This window comes from Ensifer canadensis (assembly GCF_017488845.2).
GTDB lineage: Bacteria > Pseudomonadota > Alphaproteobacteria > Rhizobiales > Rhizobiaceae > Ensifer > Ensifer canadensis.
This window is the reverse complement of sequence record NZ_CP083370.1, coordinates 2,791,620-2,808,912: the sequence shown is the minus strand read 5'-3', so window position 1 is coordinate 2,808,912 and position 17,293 is coordinate 2,791,620. Positions and strand designations below refer to the sequence as shown.

At 62.6% G+C, this 17,293-nt stretch carries 17 protein-coding genes; 13 read left to right on the top strand and 4 right to left on the bottom strand.

Annotated features, from left to right (window positions below; all coding sequences use genetic code 11):
* Window positions 1–52 precede the first annotated feature (52 nt).
* The 4 genes from J3R84_RS13790 (at window position 53) to J3R84_RS13775 (ending at window position 4,307) form a co-directional block, all read left to right on the top strand.
* Window positions 53–1,420: a glutamine synthetase family protein gene (locus J3R84_RS13790; RefSeq protein WP_025428184.1), complete on the top strand. Its 1,368-nt coding sequence runs from the start codon at window positions 53–55 to the stop codon at window positions 1,418–1,420.
* Window positions 1,417–2,730: an NAD(P)/FAD-dependent oxidoreductase gene (locus J3R84_RS13785; RefSeq protein ID WP_025428183.1), complete on the top strand. Its 1,314-nt coding sequence runs from the start codon at window positions 1,417–1,419 to the stop codon at window positions 2,728–2,730. Before J3R84_RS13790 ends, J3R84_RS13785 begins: the two co-directional genes overlap by 4 nt.
* A gap of 379 nt (window positions 2,731–3,109) precedes the next feature.
* A complete protein-coding gene (locus tag J3R84_RS13780) occupies window positions 3,110–4,024 on the top strand; it encodes a transglutaminase-like domain-containing protein (protein WP_025428182.1) in 915 nt (304 codons plus the stop codon).
* A gap of 133 nt (window positions 4,025–4,157) precedes the next feature.
* Window positions 4,158–4,307 carry a hypothetical protein gene (locus tag J3R84_RS13775; protein ID WP_025428181.1) on the top strand — a complete coding sequence of 50 codons (150 nt, stop codon included), beginning with the start codon at window positions 4,158–4,160 and terminating at the stop codon, window positions 4,305–4,307.
* 16 nt (window positions 4,308–4,323) lie between these two features.
* On the opposite strand, the gene J3R84_RS13770 is transcribed toward J3R84_RS13775, so the two are convergent.
* Complete coding sequence (locus J3R84_RS13770; protein ID WP_025428180.1) at window positions 4,324–4,716, bottom strand: YybH family protein; 393 nt, start codon at window positions 4,714–4,716, stop codon at window positions 4,324–4,326.
* Between the two features lie 46 nt (window positions 4,717–4,762).
* Complete coding sequence (locus J3R84_RS13765) at window positions 4,763–5,380, bottom strand: TetR/AcrR family transcriptional regulator (protein WP_025428179.1); 618 nt, start codon at window positions 5,378–5,380, stop codon at window positions 4,763–4,765.
* A gap of 116 nt (window positions 5,381–5,496) precedes the next feature.
* Here J3R84_RS13765 and J3R84_RS13760 point away from each other — a divergent pair, with 116 nt between their 5' ends.
* From J3R84_RS13760 to J3R84_RS13730, 7 genes are all read left to right on the top strand, one after another.
* Entirely contained in the window at window positions 5,497–6,591 is a 1,095-nt protein-coding gene (locus J3R84_RS13760; protein WP_025428178.1) for an ABC transporter substrate-binding protein, read from the top strand.
* Between the two features lie 112 nt (window positions 6,592–6,703).
* A complete protein-coding gene (locus J3R84_RS13755; RefSeq protein ID WP_025428177.1) occupies window positions 6,704–7,567 on the top strand; it encodes an ABC transporter permease in 864 nt (287 codons plus the stop codon).
* On the top strand, window positions 7,567–8,358 hold the full coding sequence (locus J3R84_RS13750) for an ABC transporter permease (RefSeq protein WP_025428176.1): 792 nt from the start codon (window positions 7,567–7,569) through the stop codon (window positions 8,356–8,358). Before J3R84_RS13755 ends, J3R84_RS13750 begins: the two co-directional genes overlap by 1 nt.
* Entirely contained in the window at window positions 8,355–9,455 is a 1,101-nt protein-coding gene (locus J3R84_RS13745) for an ABC transporter ATP-binding protein (protein WP_025428175.1), read from the top strand. The genes J3R84_RS13750 and J3R84_RS13745 overlap by 4 nt, the downstream gene beginning before the upstream one ends.
* Window positions 9,456–9,459: 4 nt before the next feature.
* A complete protein-coding gene (locus J3R84_RS13740) occupies window positions 9,460–10,194 on the top strand; it encodes an MBL fold metallo-hydrolase (RefSeq protein WP_025428174.1) in 735 nt (244 codons plus the stop codon).
* 16 nt (window positions 10,195–10,210) lie between these two features.
* A complete protein-coding gene (locus J3R84_RS13735; RefSeq protein ID WP_025428173.1) occupies window positions 10,211–11,644 on the top strand; it encodes an aldehyde dehydrogenase family protein in 1,434 nt (477 codons plus the stop codon).
* 226 nt (window positions 11,645–11,870) lie between these two features.
* A complete protein-coding gene (locus J3R84_RS13730) occupies window positions 11,871–12,716 on the top strand; it encodes a DMT family transporter (protein ID WP_025428172.1) in 846 nt (281 codons plus the stop codon).
* A gap of 108 nt (window positions 12,717–12,824) precedes the next feature.
* On the opposite strand, the gene J3R84_RS13725 is transcribed toward J3R84_RS13730, so the two are convergent.
* Window positions 12,825–14,003, bottom strand: a complete 1,179-nt coding sequence (locus J3R84_RS13725; protein ID WP_025428171.1) for an aminotransferase — start codon at window positions 14,001–14,003, stop codon at window positions 12,825–12,827.
* Between the two features lie 18 nt (window positions 14,004–14,021).
* Entirely contained in the window at window positions 14,022–15,068 is a 1,047-nt protein-coding gene (locus J3R84_RS13720) for a LysR substrate-binding domain-containing protein (RefSeq protein ID WP_025428170.1), read from the bottom strand.
* 222 nt (window positions 15,069–15,290) lie between these two features.
* Here J3R84_RS13720 and speB point away from each other — a divergent pair, with 222 nt between their 5' ends.
* Together speB and J3R84_RS13710 are read left to right on the top strand one after the other, a co-directional pair.
* Window positions 15,291–16,352, top strand: coding sequence for an agmatinase (gene speB / locus J3R84_RS13715; RefSeq protein ID WP_025428169.1), 1,062 nt, complete (start codon window positions 15,291–15,293; stop codon window positions 16,350–16,352).
* 93 nt (window positions 16,353–16,445) lie between these two features.
* Window positions 16,446–17,240 (top strand): transporter substrate-binding domain-containing protein, encoded by a 795-nt coding sequence (locus tag J3R84_RS13710; RefSeq protein ID WP_025428168.1) that lies wholly within the window; start codon window positions 16,446–16,448, stop codon window positions 17,238–17,240.
* Window positions 17,241–17,293 lie beyond the last annotated feature (53 nt).

Genomic DNA, 17,293 nt, shown 5'->3' with positions numbered 1-17,293 from the left:
TCTAAATTATGTCAACTTTCTGCAAATGTGATCACAAAATGAGATTTGCGATATGTCCCTCGACGCGGAAGACCCGAGCGCCTTCAAGGCCTGGCTGGAGCAGAACGGCCCTATCGAAAGCATCCAGGCCGTGGTCTGCGACCTGAACGGTATCATGCGCGGCAAGCGTGTACCCGTGGAGCAGGCCTCCAAGGTGCTGGGGGGCGGCATCCGCATGCCGCTGTCGATCGTCGGCGTCGACGTCTGGGGCGAAGACATCATCAACAGCGAGCAGGTGTTTGCTAGCGGCGATAGGGACGGTATCTGCGCCGTTACCGGGCGCGGCGCGTTGCCGGTCAACTGGACCTCGCGGCCAAGTGCTCTGGTGCCGCTGTGGCTGCTGCTCGAGGACGGCAAGCCGTTCCTCGCCGATCCGCGCCAGGCGCTGGCGGCGATCGTACGCGAGTATCAGGAGTTGGGGTTGCGCCCCGTGGTCGCGACCGAAATGGAATTCTATCTGATCGACCCTGAGCCCGACAGCGCCGTGCCTCCGATTTCGCCCTATACCGGCAAGCGGCTCGATTCCGATGCGATCCTGTCGATCGACGAACTCGACGATTTCGGCGAGTTCTTCTCCGACGTCTACAAGGAATGTGCCCGCCAGAACGTGCCGGCGGATGCGGCGATCGCCGAGAATGGCATCGGCCAGTTCGAGATCAACCTGCTGCACACCGACGATCCCTTGAAGGCGGCTGATGACGCGATCTTCTTCAAGCGCATCGTCAAGGGCGTCGCCCGCAAGCACGGGCTGGCGGCGACCTTCATGGCCAAGCCCTATGGCACCCGCTCGGGCAACGGCATGCACATCCATTTCAGCCTGCTCGACGCTGATGGCAACAATGTCTTCAACGACGGCAGCGACGAAGGGTCGGCGGTCCTCAAGAATGCCGTCGCGGGCCTTTTGCGCGGCATGCCGGAAACGACGCTTATGTTTGCGCCGCATTTCAATTCCTACCGTCGACTGCGGCCGGATACGCACGCGCCGACGGCCGTGTGCTGGGGCTATGAAAACCGGACATCGGCGATCCGCATCCCCGGCGGCAATCCGGCAGCGCGCCGCATCGAGCACCGGGTGGCCGGCGCTGACGCTAACCCCTATCTCGTCATCGCCGCGATCCTCGGCGCGGCTCTCGTCGGTATCCGCAACAAATGGAAACCCTCGGCGCCGGTGACGGGCCGGGCCTATACGGCGGAGAAACTGCCCAAAATTCCCGCCGATTGGGGGCAGGCGGTCGATGCCTTCGAGGCAGGGCCGATTGCCGCCGAGATCTTCGATCCGACGCTGCGCTCGATGCTGATCGCCTGCAAGAGGCAGGAGATCGCCGGCTTTGCCGAGCAGGTGACGGACTATGAATTCAGCGCTTACCTGGAAATCGTGTGATGTCGAGAAACCAAAAATCCTATGCCGGCGACGGCAGCTATCCCACGAGCTACTACGCCTCCTCCCGCAACATCATCCGCACGCCGGTTTCGCTCAAAGGGCGCGTCGAGACGGATGTCTGTGTCGTCGGCGCCGGCTATTCCGGTCTGTCGACGGCAATCCATCTCGCCGAGAAAGGCTACAAGGTCGTCGTCGTCGAGGGCGCGCAGGTCGGCTGGGGCGCATCGGGGCGCAATGGCGGCCAGGTCGTCAACGGTCTCAACGCCAGCCTTGCGACCATCCAGCGCCGCTACGGCGAGGACGCAGCCCGCTTCGTCGGCGGGCTGGTGCAGGAGGGCGGCAAGATCATCCGCCGGCTCGTCAGCCAGTATCAGATCGACTGCAATCTGAAGCCGGGCAACATCTATGCGGCCTACACCCCGGCGCACATGAAGGAACTGGAAGCCAAGCAGGCGCTCTGGCGCAAGTACGGCATGGACGATCATCAGCTTCTCGACCGCGACGCGCTCAGCAAGCTGGTGAATTCCGACGCCTATTGCGGCGGCATGCTGGATACGACGGGCGGCCACATGCATCCGCTCAATCTGGTGCTCGGCGAAGCGCGCGCCTTGGAAAGCCTTGGCGGCACGATCTACGAACAGTCACCGGTCACGCGGGTCGACCATGAGGCGGCAAGGCCGACGGTCTATACCGCCGGTGGCGAAGTCACGGCGCGGATCGTTGTTCTCTGCGGCAATGCCTATCTCGGCGATGCGGTGCCGAAGCTCGTCTCGCGCGTGATGCCTGTTTCCACCCAGATGATCACCACCGCGCCGCTCGGCGAGGAGCTCGCCCATTCGCTGATCCCCAGCGACATGTGCGTCGAGGACGTGCGATACATCCTCGATTATTTCAGACTGTCGGCGGACAAGCGCATGATCTTCGGCGGCGGTACGGTCTATGGCGGCACCGACCCGGCGGACGTCGTGGCCAAGCTCAAGCCCAATCTGGAAAAGGTCTTCCCGAAGCTGAAAGGCGTGAAGATCGACTATGCCTGGAGCGGCAACTTCGCGCTCTCGTTTACCCGCGTGCCGCAGATGGGCCGCATCGGTGCCAATATCTATTTCGCTCACGGCTATAGCGGCCATGGCGTGACGGGATCGCATCTTTTCGGGCGCACGCTTGCCGAGGCGATCGACGGTGACGCAACGCGCTTCGACATGTTCGAGAAACTGCCCTGGTACCCGTTCCCGGGCGGGCGAATGTTCCGTGCGCAGTATTCGACGATCGGCTCCTGGTGGTATTCGTTCAAGGATGTCGTTGGCTGGTAGGGCGGGAACGCACCACTCGGGCCACCTTTCCGCACGGCAATGCGACCCGTCTGAAAAGCCGGAAAACCCGGCGGTGCCGTGTTCCTGCGGCGCCGGACGGCTCGCCGAATGCGGTTGTCGCCTGCCGCGTTCGGGCATAAAATCGACCGGGCAGGAAGACGGGCAGGAATGCCGCCAAGTGCCGTCGTTCTGGGGCGACTAAGGGGTGCGCTACGGCGCCTCGCCGTGGTTCGTGTGCCCTCCATTCGTACCCGGATCGAAGCGGCCGGGTGTTTCTCTTTGCGTGAGTTCACAATTGGCGACGGTAGCGCCATTTCACCGTCGATCCCGGGAACAAAAGGGTTCGCGAAACATTCCTGCCGAACGAGGGAGGTTGGAGATGTTCGTGCGCTTTGGCTATGAGATCGGCATCCGCTGCCCCCAGCCGACACCGATGATGACTTATCTTTCCGTCGCCAGCGAAAAGCGCCCTGACATCCGGCGCGAACGTGGCCCCGTAACCTCGCCGATCGTCAAGATGGAGGAGATTGTCGACCCGCACCGCAATGCGTGCCTGCGCATGATCGCGCCGGAAGGGGACTTCAAGCTCAGCTATGATGCCGTCATCGAAGACGACGGCCGGCCTGACGTTTCCGATCCGCAGGCGCAGGCCGTGCCCGTCGAGAAGCTTCCACCGAACACGCTGCCCTATCTGGCCGCCAGCCGCTATTGCGAAACCGATCGGCTGGGCGCGCTTGCCTGGAGGCTTTTCGGGGAGGTGGCGCCCGGTTGGCCGCGGGTGCAGGCGATCTGCGACTATGTGCATGCGCGCCTGGTGTTCAGCTACGGCTACGCCCAGGCGATGCGCACGGCGCTCGAAGCCCACGAGGATCGCCTCGGCGTCAGCCGTGACTATGCGCACCTTGCCATCGCATTTTGCCGCTGCATGAACATGCCGGCGCGCTACGTCAACGGCTACATGGCCGACCTTGAAACCGAGAACAGAGTGGCGCCGATGGACTTCAATGCCTGGTTCGATGTCTTTCTCGGCGATCGCTGGTACACGTTCGACGCCAAGAACAATGCGCGCCGTGCGGGGCGCATTGCCGTTGCCCGGGGCCGCGACGCCGCTGACATTCCGCTGATCCAGACCTTTGGAAAACACCAGCTGACGGGGTTTACGGTTTGGACCTGCGTCGAAGCCGATGGCGGTCTCACCCGCTCTCATCGCGATGCCAATGTGTCGCTTTTGACGCCATGGTTCAGCGAAAGCTGGTCGCGACATGTGCAGGAACGCGACCGTGATCGCCACTGAAGGCGCCGCCTGGCGGACGATTTTTTACTTTTGGGGTGGAATCGAGAAATTAATATCTATAAACTCAATCGAGAATATCGGAGAACATGGCTATTAACGGCCAAGTTCCCGGCCTGAACGACGGAGAGACGCGATGAACGCTGCGAAGCCGACAATCCAGTCCCGATATGCGTCCTACGCTGCAGCCCCGCCGCGCCGCTCACCCATCACCCTGTTTCCGCACGCGATCGCCTTTGTCGCTGCCTTCTGCTTCGTTTCCGCCGTCGTCATCGGTGCCCTCTAAACGCGTTTCGGGACTGCTATCCGGCGCGCGACAGATGCTCGTGGACCGCCAGCCAGGTTCCGGCCCCATCCCGTTCAAACACGATCGTTTCTCTTTCCTGCGACGTCAGTGCTTCACCGCCGATCTCAAGTTCGGTTCGAACGCCATGCGTGAAGACGGCAACGTTGCCGATCATTTGCACATGCCGATCGCTGGACTGGCAGCCTCGGACGCGGAAGCTGTCGCGGGTCTCCCACAACGCCCATTCCGCCTCATATTCTGCCCGGCTGCGCAGGGGTCGATCGAGATTGTGGAAGATGAAGGTCGCATTCGGCGCGAAGGCTGAAAAGTAGGCGGCGGCATCATGGCGGGCAAAGGCTGCGACGAGCCGATCGGCGGCGGCAAGCACCGACTGTTCCAAGTCTTGCATCGATACGCTCTTTATTGTGAGAGTTGGCTTCATTGTCCGGGTTGGATCATGGCGCCGCGATCAGCGTTGCGAGCGGCCGGTTCTGTCTGCTGACACGCGCCTTGAGCTCATCGAGCGGCATCGCCTCGTGCTTCGCGAATTCGATGAACATTAGATTGAGATTGTTGAACAGCATCTCGCCGACGGCGCGAATGTCGGTTCCGGGGGCGACGAGGCCCTTCACCTGCAGCTTGTGGATGAGCGTCGACACCTGGTCGCAAAGCCGGCGGTCGAGCTCGGTATAGCGCTTGCTGAAGGGGCTCTCCGGCTGCTGGATCGAAATCGCCATCGCAGTGCGCCACATCTCCTTGCTGAGATAGACGAGCGAGTGATCGTAATATTGACCGATCAGGGCCTCCAGCGCGCCTTCGACGGAGGAGGGGGGATTGTCGACGATGGTGCGCCCGGCGGCGAGAACTTCCTCCACTTCCATCGACACCGTGGCGACCAGGATGTCGCCCTTGTTTTCATAGTAATTGTAGAAGGTGCCGACCGACACTTCGGCCCGTTCGGCGATGTCCTCGATGCGGGCGCTGTCGTAGCCGACCTCGCGAAACAACTGAGCGGCGGCGTCCAGGATACGTCTGTTCCGGTCGGCTTTCTGCCGTGCGCGCAACCCTGTCATGTGGATTTCCTTGAATTCTGAATGTCTTCAAATTTGAGATTGACTTAAAAAATGAATTCATTCAATCTTTTTTTGAAGACGCCGAAACGAGCGTCAAACAAGAGGGCAACAGCATGATGCAGTCAGTTCATGACGGCGCGCACCTGCGCCGATTTTTCTCCTCGGTCGCTGCAGGCGCGATCGTCGCCGCTTCGCTTGTCTCGGTTCCGGCACCGGCTTTCGCGACCGAAGAACTCAATGCGCTCGTCTGGTGCGACCACACGGATCCGGCCCTGGTCGAGCCGTTCGAAAAGGCCAACGACGTCAAGGTCAACCTGAAGGTCTATGAAGGCACCGGTGCCGCGCTCTCGATCCTCGACCAGTCCCGTCCGGGCGACTGGGACGTCCTCGTCATCGACGGCGTCGATGTTCACCGCGCCATCGATCTCGATCTGCTCGCCGAAATGCCGGCCGATGCCTTGCCGACATCAGACCTCTTCCCCGAAGTCCGGATGGAGGCCAACAACACCAAGGACGGCAAGACTTATGCCGTCACGGAAAAGTTCGGCTACAACACCATCTCCTACGACAAGTCCAAGGTCGATCCGAAGGACATGCAGGATCTCTCGGTGATCTGGTCGGACAAGTACAAGGGGCGCATCGCGCTCTACGACTACTACCTGCCGATGATCGGCCTCGTCGGTCTCGGGCTCGGCAAGAAGACCGCAGAGCTAACCGAGGCGGACATGCCGGCGATCAAGGAAAAGCTGGCGGCAATGCGTGCGGTTTCCAAGCAGGTCAGCGATGTCGTGTCCTCCCAGACGGCGCTGGCAACCGGCGAGGTCGATATCCTGGTCGGTGGCGGCGAGTGGATCACCGCGGTGCTGTCGGCCGACAAGCCCAATCTCGACTGGACGATCCCGGAGCAGGGGGCGGTGCGCTGGGCGCAGTCGATTGGCGTGATGAAGGATTCGACCAAGCAGGATCTGGCGCTGAAATTCGTGCAGTACATCGTCAGCCCCGAAGGCCAGGCACGGCTTGCGACATCCTCCTGCTACTGGGCGATGCCGGCAAACAGCAAGGCCGGCGAGCACCTGACAGACCAGCAGAAGGCGGCGCTGCGGTTCAACGAGCAGGCCGAATACCTGAAGAAGACGCAGCTCTATCCGATCCCGTCCACCGAACTGGATCAGCAGTTCCAGGATGCCTGGACGGAAATGCTGCAGCAGTAACGCCCCGAACGGCGTTCGCCAATCCTGCAGCCGATCGCCGCCCCACCGTCCGGTGGGACGGTGAACTGCGGCCACCATCCTTGTCTGGTGGGCGCTCAGATCTGGAGCTTTCATGACCGCGACAACTCTCGAAGATGCCGACCGCCGGAAAGCCTGGGGTTTTGCTGCGCCGGCACTTTTGTGGACATTCGCCTTCTTCGTTGTGCCTTTCCTGTTCATGGCGGCGATGAGCCTCTGGAAGCGCGAGGGACGGGAGATCGTCCGCGTCTGGAATCTCGACAACTATCTGCGCTTCTTCTCCGAGAACGCGCTGTTGCAGGGCCTGGTCAATTCGCTCGAAATCACGGTTATCGTCACGGTCCTTTCGGTGCTGCTTGCCTACCCGCTCGCCTGGATCATTGCCGAGCGCGTGCCGAAACGGTTTCAGCGCATGGCGCTGATCCTGGCGATCCTGCCGTTCTGGACCTCCTATGTCGTCCGCTCTTACTCATGGTTGCTCGTGCTGTCGAAAAACGGCGTCATCAATCAGATACTGACGGGCGTCGGGCTGATCTCCGAGCCGCTCGCGATCGCCAGCACGCGCACGGCGACGGTGATCGGTTTCGTCCACTTCTTCGTCATGCTTTTGACGCTGACAATCTATTCGAACCTGATCCAGCTCTCGCCGAACTATCGCCGCGCGGCCGCCGACCTTGGCGCCAACGCCTTCCAGACCTTCTGGCATGTGGTGCTGCCGTTGACTTTGCCCGGCATCATGACCGGCGCATTTCTCACCTTCGTGCTCTGCATTGGCGACTATGTCACGCCGCAGATCCTCGGCGGCAACAACGAGCTGGTGCTGCCGCAGATCATCATGCTGCAGCTCGGCCGGCGCGCCGATTTCCCGATGGCAGCGGCGCTGTCGATCATCCTCATGCTGGCCGTCACCGTCGCCTATGTGCTGTGTGCCCGTTGGCTGAAGATCGAGAGGGCCTGATGCTGCGCAGAATTTTCATTGGCGGTGTGTCCTGGGCCTATCTCGCTCTCGTCTACGCCTTCATCTTCCTTCCGGTCGCGGTGCTCGTGCTGTTTTCCTTCCAGGACGGGCGCCTGCCGGTGCCGCCGTTCAACGGCTTTTCCACCCAATGGTACGAGGCTGTTTTCGTCGACCGCAAGCTGATGGCAGCACTCGGCAATTCGATGCTGGTCGCCATCTCCTCGTCCTTGGTCTCCTGCGTGCTCGGCTTTCTCGCCGCCTATTCGCTGGCGCGCTACAGGCTGCCGGGCTCGGCCTTGCAAAGGGGCCTGCTGATCGCGCCGATGACGGTCAGCTATCTGATCATCGCGCTCGGACTGCTGGCGCTTCTCAATGCGCTGCACATGCCGCTCTCGTTGTTGACGGTCGGCATCGGTCACGTGGTGATCAACCTGCCGCTCTGCTTTGCGATCATCTATGCCGCGATGGGTGACCACCAGATCAACATCGAGCGGGCGGCGCGCGATCTTGGCGCCAATGATTTCAAGGTCATGGCGCTGGTGACCGCGCCGATGCTGATGCCTTCGATCCTGGCTGCCTTCTTCCTGTCGGTGACCTTCAGCTGGGACGAGTTCATCATCGCCTTCCTGCTGTCGCGTTTCGACGTGACCCTGCCCGTCGAGATCTGGAGCATGCTGCGCTCTGGCCTCAATCCCAAGACCAATGCGATCGGCTCGCTGGTCTTTCTCGCCTCGGTGGCGCTGCTGCTGATCCTCGAGTTTTCCCTGTTCGGAAGGACGAAGAAACAATGACCGCTCCCGTCTCGATCGAAAACGTCAGCAAGACGTTCGGCCACTTCACGGCGCTGGACAGGGTCTCGCTCGACATCCGGGCAGGGGAGTTCATCGTGCTGCTTGGGCCCTCGGGCTGCGGCAAGACCACGCTTCTTTCCATTCTCGGCGGGTTCCTGTCGCCAAGCTCCGGGCGCGTCGTCATCGGCGATCGCGACATGACCTTCGTCACGCCGGCCAAACGCCCGACCACGACGATGTTTCAGGACTATGCGCTCTTCCCGCATATGCGGCTCGTCGACAATGTCGGCTTCGGGCTCCGGATGCGCGGTCTCGGCAAGGCCGAGCGGGACGAAAAGGCGCTCGGCTTCCTCGACCTCGTCGGTCTCAAGGCGTCCGCCGGCAAACGGCCGCACGAGCTTTCCGGCGGCCAGCGTCAGCGCGTTGCACTTGCCCGCGCGCTTGCCGTCGATCCCGAAGTGCTGCTGCTTGACGAACCCTTGGGCGCTCTGGACCTGAAGCTTCGCCGCCAGATGCAGGATGAGCTGAAGGCGATCCAGAAGCGGGTCGGCACCACCTTCGTGCATGTGACCCACGACCAGGAAGAGGCGATGGCGATCGCCGACCGGATCGTCGTCATGAACCAGGGGCGAATCGAGGATTTCGGTCCGCCATCGCAGATCTATATGCGGCCACGATCGCTGTTTTCGGCGGGCTTCATGGGCGAGGTCAATTTTGTTCCCGGCCGGATCAAGGCCGCCGACGCTTCGTCGGCCGAGGTTGAAACCTCGCTCGGCAACTTGGCGCTTCCCGCCGCCAATTTTACTGCGAGAGCGCCCAGGGCCGGCGACGCGATCACGCTCACCATTCGGCCGGAGCATTTTCGCGGGAACGACAAATCGGACGGTCCGATGTTCGCGCTCGGCGATGCGCGGGTCGCCGGCAGCGCCTTCTTCGGTACGCACTACCGTTGCCACCTCAAGCCTTGCGCAACCGACGGCGATGCGTTGGTGGCGCATCTGCCGCAATCCTCCGACGTGCGCGACGGCGAGATCGTCCCCCTTGCGGTGCGGGCTGCCGACGTCGTAGCCTTGCCGGCGGCAAGCGGAACCCTGTAGCAAGATGCGGCGAATTGCTCCGAAAGACTGGTATGCGGCGAAGCGTCTCGACGACGATGTCACCTACATCTGCGAACCCTTTATCCAGGAGTTCTACCGCTGCAACATGTGGCACGTGCGCGGGCGCGACCGTGACATGCTTGTTGATAGCGGCATGGGCGTGGTGTCGTTGCGCGCGTGGGTGCCGCTGGTCACCGAGCGCAAACTGACCGCCGTTGCCAGCCATACGCATTTCGACCATATCGGCTGCCATCACGAATTCGATTGCCGCGCCGTGCATGCGGCCGAAGCTGAGCTGCTGGCGCATCCGACGCGCATCAACACGCTTGCCGACCCCTATGTCGCCGACGAGATTTTCGACGCGCTGCCGCCCGAGCCCTATGCCTCGACCACCTACGCGGTGAAGGCTGCGCCTGCGACGATTGTTCTTGCCGATGGCGATCATATCGATCTTGGCGATCGCGTCTTCGAGGTGATCCACACGCCCGGGCATTCGCCCGGTGGCATCGCACTCTGGGAGGAGAAGAGCGGCGTGCTCTTTTCCGGCGACATCCTCTACGACGGGCCGCTGATCGAAGATACCTACCACGCCAATGCCGACGACTATCTGGCGTCGATGGAACGGTTGCTGCGCATTCCGGCGCGTATCGTCCACGGCGGACATTTTCCGAGCTTTTCAGGCGAGCGCTACCGCGCGCTCATCAAGGACTGGCTCGCGGAGAAAGAAAACACAATCTGACGGGAAGGAGGAGCGTATGCTCGACAAAAGGAAGTTTTATATCGACGGCCAATGGGTCGATCCGATCACGCCTAACGATCTGGAGGTGCTGAACCCGGCGACCGAGAAGCCGATCGCGGTGATTTCGATGGGTTCGGCCGCCGATATCGATCGCGCCGTTGCCGCTGCGAAGAAGGCCTTCGCCACCTATAGCCGTACAAGCGTCGACGAGCGGCTGGCGCTGCTCGAAAAGCTGTTGTCGATCTACAAGCGCCGCTATGACGAGATGGTGGCCACCATCACCATGGAGCTCGGCGCTCCGACGACAATGACGCGCGAGCAGCAGGCGGATGTCGGCGTCGGCCATCTGCAGGGGTTCATCGATGCGCTGAAGCGGCTGAAGACGCGCGATACGCTGGCGAACGGCGACGTGATCCTGCGCGAGCCGATCGGCATCTGCGGCCTGATCACGCCCTGGAACTGGCCGATCAACCAGATCGCGCTCAAGGTCGTTCCCGCACTTGCGACCGGCTCGACCTGCGTGCTGAAGCCGAGCGAATTCACGCCGCTCAACGCCATGCTCTATGCCGAAATGATCGATGAGGCCGGTTTTCCAGCGGGCGTCTTCAACCTCGTCAATGGCGATGGCATCAATGCCGGTGCCGCACTGTCGAAGCATCGGGACATCGACATGATGTCGTTTACCGGTTCGACCCGCGCCGGCATCGCCGTCAGCAAGGATGCGGCCGAAACGGTCAAGCGCGTGACGCTCGAACTCGGCGGCAAGTCACCGAACATCGTCTTTGCCGATGCCGATCTCGAAGACCGAGTGAGCGGAAGCGTGCTCGAATGCTTCAACAATTCCGGCCAGTCCTGCGATGCGCCGACGCGCATGCTGGTCGAGCGTAGCGTCTACGACAAGGTCGTCGAGATCGCCGGCCGCGTCGGTCGTGGAGCCGAGGTCGGCGATCCGACCAAGGAAGGCGGCCACATCGGCCCGTTGGTGAGCGACGTCCAGTTCGGCCGCGTGCAGGCGCTGATCGAAGCGGGTATCGCCGAGGGCGCGCGTCTTGTCGTCGGCGGTGCCGGCAAGCCCGAGGGCTTCGAGACCGGCTACTTCGTCAAGCCGACCATCTTTGCCGACGTCAACAACACCATGCGCATTGCTCGCGAGGAGGTGTTCGGGCCGGTGCTGGCGATCATCCCCTTCGATACCGAGGAGGAAGCGATCGCGATCGCCAACGACACCAATTACGGGCTGGCCGCCTATGTGCAGACCGGCGATCCCAAGCGGGCGGAGCGGGTGGCGTCACGCCTGCGCGCCGGCATGGTCCACATCAACGGCGGCCCCCATCGTTATGGCAGCCCCTTCGGCGGCTACAAGCAGTCCGGCAATGGACGCGAAGGCGGCATGTTCGGGCTCGAGGATTTCCTTGAGGTCAAGACCGTGCATATTCCGGACGCGGCCTGACGACACCAAGCATTGCGCCGACGAGGCGCGATAGAACCATTGGACGGTCGCCGTGTTTGCGCATGGCGGCCGTCTTTGTTGCTGCGGGCGATTTATTGCGACTGTTGCCGATGCCGCACTTCTGCTAGCTGCCTTCTCAGGGGCGCCATGATCGCCCGCCAGCAGAGAGCCGGACATTGACGTGACCTCAGCACCCGCCGCCGCCTCTTCTCATAATCGCCTTGCCATGGCTGCCCTGCTGATCGGCGGGGCTGCGATCGGCGGCTCGCCGATCTTCGTGCGCCTGTCCGAGGTCGGACCGATGGCGACGGCCTTCTGGCGCGTGGCGCTGGCGCTGATCCCGCTTCTCGCCTGGTCCTGGTTTCGTGGGGCGCCGGCGTCCGACCGGCGGCCCGAGCGGCTGTCGGAGTATGCGCTGCTGGTGCTGCCGGGTGTCTTCCTCGCAATCGACCTTGCCGCCTGGCACTATGCGCTGACCAAGACGTCGGTCGCCAATGCCACCCTGCTGGCCAACCTTGCCCCCGTTTTCGTGACGCTTGCGAGCTGGCTGCTTTTTCGCGCCCGCATCAGCACCGTGTTTGCCATCGGACTTGCGACGGCGGTCGCCGGCGTGATCATCCTCAAGGGCGGCCCGATGGCGCTTGCCGACGGCAATCTGCTGGGCGACGGCGTCGCCGTCATCGCTGCGATGTTCTATGCCGGTTACATCCTGGCAATCGGGCGGCTGCGCAGCCTGTTCAGCACCATCCGGATCATGGTTTGGAGCACGGCATCCGCCGCCATCTGCATGCTGCCGATCGTGCTTCTGTCCGAGCCCACGCTATTGCCGCCGACGCTCTTCGGCTGGTCGATGCTGTTCGGCCTCGCCTTCGTCAGCCATGCGGGCGGGCAGGTGGCGATCACCTATGCGCTCGCCTATCTGCCGCCGGCGTTTTCGTCGCTGACGCTTTTGCTGCAGCCGGTGGTCGCGGCGATCCTCGCCTGGATACTGCTCTCCGAGCCGGTCGGGCTGATGCAGGCAATCGGCGGGGCGATCGTGCTTGTCGGCATCCTGATCGCCCGCCGCGGTTAGAGCATTTCCAGGAAAGGTGCGAACGCGGTCTTCCGTCAGGAAATGTGTAAAAACATGGAGCAAGAGCGTTTCCGCGGCTGCGTCGAAACCGGATACGCTCTTGCCCTGTTACAGGCCGGGAAGGTTGAAGCCGGCGAGCCGCTCTTCCAGTTGGCGGATCGTGCCCGCGTCGGCATTGGCAAAGGCAAAGCGCAGGTAGTTTTCCTGGCCTTCGCCGAAGTAGTCGCCCGGCAGGCAGATGACACCGGCGAGTTTCGCCAGCTTCTCGGCCACGAACTGCGAATCGATGTCCGCGAAGGGATGCCGGATATAGGCGAAGTAGGCGCCGATCGCCTGCAGCTTCCATTGCGGCAGCCGGCCCATGACATCGCGCAGCGCGTCTGTACGCGCAGCGATCTCGGCGCGATTGCCGAGACGCCAATCGGCAAGTGCTGGAATAGCCTTGGCGACCGCGGCCTGCGCCGAACGGGGCGCGCAGATCTGCAGGTTGTCCATGATCTTGGTGACCTGCTCGACCAGCGCCGGCCCGGCGGTGATTGCGCCGAGGCGATGGCCCGGAATGCAGAAGGATTTGGAGAAGCTGTAGAGGCCGATGAAGCTGTCCTGCCATCCCTCCGTCTGCAGCAGGCCGTGCGGTGCAGCGCCGGCATCGGGCAGGAAGTCGCGATAGGTTTCGTCGAGGATCAGCCAGGTGCCGTTGGCGCGGCAAACTTCGTAGATGCGCGACAGAAGCTCGGGCGGATAGATCGCGCCGGTCGGATTGTTCGGCGATACCAGCGCGAGCGCCCGGATACCCGGCCGCAGCGCAGCAGTGATTGCGTCGATCTCCGGCAGGAAGCCGGCGCCGGCGTCGCAGGGCACCAGCTCGACATTGATGCCGAGCATGGCGAGCGTCGTTTCCTGGTTGAAGTAATAGGGGTTGGTCATCAGGATCGTATCACCGGCTGAGGCGATCGCCATCGCGGTGCAGATGAATGCCTGGTTGCAACCAGAGGTGATGTGGATGTTGTCGGCCGTGATCGCGGCGCGATAAAGGCCTGCCACATGCGCGGCATAGGCCTCGCGCAGCGCCGCTTCACCCTCGATCGCGCCATAGCCGGTATAGGCAGTCGACGCCGCGGCTTCGCCCAGCCATGCCAGCATGTCCGGGTGCGCCGGATAGCCGGGCACCGCCTGCGAGAGGTCGATCAGCGGCCCGCGGGAGCCATCATAGCTTTTCGCCCAGGCGAGCACCGACGGCACGGGCGGCGACGAGAGCTTTTCGACGAGCGGATTGAAATGCGGCATGGCAGGTGTTCCTATGGCTCAGGCTTTGTTCTTGCGTTTCTGTGGGCGTTCCGTGCGCCGGCCGCGGGCCGGAGCTGAAACCGGCTGAAAACCGTCCTTCACCGATTTACGGTCTGTCGGCTCGGATTTCGAGGCTCGGCTGCGAATAATCGTGCGCGCGGAGGTCTGCAGTTCCGGCATCGGGTCGTTTTCCAGCGCCGAGAACATCCAGTCGATGAAGATACGCACGATCGGGGCGGCCAGCACTTCATTGCGGCAGGCGACGTAAAAGGCGTCGTTGGCCGGAACCGTCAGGTCGAAGGGAGCGATCAACTCGCCGCGCGCGATCAGGCTGCCGGCGGTGATGGTGTCGCCAAGCGCGACACCCTGATTGTGCAGCGCCGCTTCGGTCGAAAGCCGCGCATCGCTCATGAAATGTTGGCGACCGCGCTGCAGGTCGCTGGCATCGGCCGCTGCCAGCCACGTGTTCCATTCGCGCCCGTCGTCGCCATGCAGCATCACATGGTCGCGCAGGTCGCGCACGGAGCGCAACGGCCGCATATTCAGCAATGTCGGGCTGACGACCGGGAACAGTTCCAGCCGGCTCCAGAGCTTCGACCAGCAGCCCGGCCAGTTGCCGTCGCCATAGATCAGGCAGACGTCGACATCGGACGCATCGAGATAGGCGGCATCATTGGAGGCGATCAGCGTCAGCCGCACATCGGGAAACTGCTCGGTGAAGAGGTGCAGGCGCGGGATCAGCCAGAAGGAGAGCAGGGCGGGGACGCAGGTGATGCGCAACTCGCCGCTGGTGGTCGGGCGCGTCATGGCGGCTGTTGCGGCGGCGATTTCGGCAAAGGCGTGGGTAACCGCCGGAAGTAGCAGCGCGCCCTGCGGCGTCAGCTTCAGCCGCTTTCCGCCGCGCACGAATAGCGTGGCGTTGATCGAGAGTTCGAGCGCGCGGATCTGGTGGCTGATGGCGCCGTGCGTCACGTTCAGTTCGCGCGCGGCAGCCGACACGGAGCCACGGCGCGCCGTCGCCTCGAAGGCGCGCAAGGGGTTCAGGGGCGGCAGGCGGCTGGACAAAAAGCTTGGTTCCGGCGGGCTGTTGTCATGTGAATTTTTCTCACACGAAACGCTATAACAATGTCAATTGATTTTCCAGAGGATTTGTCACCTAATGGAACTCAACAGGGCAAAAAGCCTGGGGAACTTGATTGAGCCGGAGAGAACCGGCCCCATCCGCAGATGCTGATCTGTGGCGCCTTTGTGCGCATTCCCCGGCTGACATGACGGAGGTTTGAGCGGATGGCCTGGGACGAAAAGAAGCTTGGCGAACTCAAGGCGAAATACGGTGAAAGCCATGGCGGCGAGCTGTTCGACCCGACCTTCCGCCGCGTCGCCGACAAGATCTTCACCAAGAGCGGCACGCGCCTTGCGCCCTATTCCGGCATCCCGACTTTCCTGACGGCGCCGCACATGGCTGTTGATGCGGACGAGCCCGATTTCGGCAATCTGCAGGTCGCGATCGTCGGCATCCCCATGGATCTTGGCGTCACCAACCGTCCTGGTTCGCGCTTCGGACCGCGGGCGCTGCGTTCGATCGAGCGCATCGGCCCTTACAACCATGTGCTCGGTTGCGCGCCGGTTCACGAACTGCGTGTCGCCGACATCGGCGACGTGCCGTTCCAGAGCCGCTACCGGCTGGAGCTTAGCCACGACGATATCGAAAAGCGCATCAACCAGATCGTCGATGCCGGCGTCATTCCGCTGTCTGTTGGCGGCGACCATTCGATCACCCATCCGATCCTGAAAGCCGTCGGCAAGAAGAAGCCGGTCGGCATGATCCACATCGATGCCCATTGCGACACCGGCGGCGCCTACGACCTCACCAAGTTCCACCATGGCGGCCCGTTCCGCAACGCGGTGCTCGACGGTGTGCTCGATCCGACCCGTGTCGTGCAGATCGGCATCCGCGGCTCGGCCGAATATCTCTGGGAGTTCTCCTACGAGTCCGGCATGACCGTCATCCATGCGGAGGAAGTCACCGGTCTCGGCATTCCCGCGATCATCGAGAAGGCCAAGAAGATCGTTGGCGACGGCCCGACCTATCTCTCCTTCGACATCGACAGCGTTGATCCGAGCTTTGCACCGGGCACCGGCACGCCTGAAATCGGTGGTCTCACCACCCGCGAAGTGCTGGAACTGATCCGCGGCCTCAAGGGCATCAACCTTGTCGGCGGCGACGTCGTCGAGGTCGCGCCGCAATATGACGCGACGACCAACACGGCGCATGCCGGCGCCCAGGTTCTGTTCGAGATCCTCAGCCTCATGGTGTTCAGCCCGGCCGTTACCGGCAAGTCCGCCTGACGCCTGAAAGAAAGATTGTCGGCTGCCGGACTGGAAGCGGCGGCCGACCAGCAAATGCCACAACCAACAATGCTTCCGGACAGGGGAACGACAATGACACTTCACAAGACGATGAAAGCAGCATTCGCCGCCGCTCTGATGCTGGGCGCGGCAACCGGTATCGCACGTGCCGACGCGCTCGCCGACATCAAGTCGGCCGGCCAGATCAATGTCGGCATCTTCTCGGACTTCCCGCCCTTCTCCTCGGCCAGTGCCGACATGAGCATCAAGGGTTATGACGTCGATGTCGCCCAGCAGATCGCCGACGGCCTCGGCGTCAAGCTCAACCTGGTCAGCGTCACCGGCCAGAACCGCATTCCCTATCTCAACGACAAGCGCGTCGACATCCTGATGAGCGTCGGCTTCTCCAAGGAACGTGCCGAGGTGATCGACTTCGCCGCGGCCTACGCACCTTACTACATCGCGGTCATCGGTCCGGCTGAGCTCAAGGTTGCCGGCAAGGACGACCTTGCGGACAAGACGATCGCCGTCAACCGCGGCACGCTGGAAGATACGTCGCTGACCGAGGCAGCGCCGTCGACCGCCGCGATCCAGCGCTTCGACAACTACAATGCCGTGATCCAGGCGTTCATCTCCGGCCAGACCCAGCTGATGGTCGTCGGCAACGACGTCGGTGCGCAGGTGCTGGCCCGCCAGGAGGCGCTGAAGCCGGAACAGAAGTTCCAGCTCCTGACCTCGCCGTCGCATATCGGCCTCAACAAGAACGAGGAAGCCCTGAAGACGGCCGTCAACGACGCGGTTGCCAAGATGCTTGCCGATGGCAAGCTGAATGCCAGCTCCGAGGCCTGGCTGAAGACGCCGCTCAACCCCGAAAACCTGAAAGACTAATCAGCACTTGACGCCCACGGGGACATGCGTCTCCGTGGGTGCCTTTCGGGGAA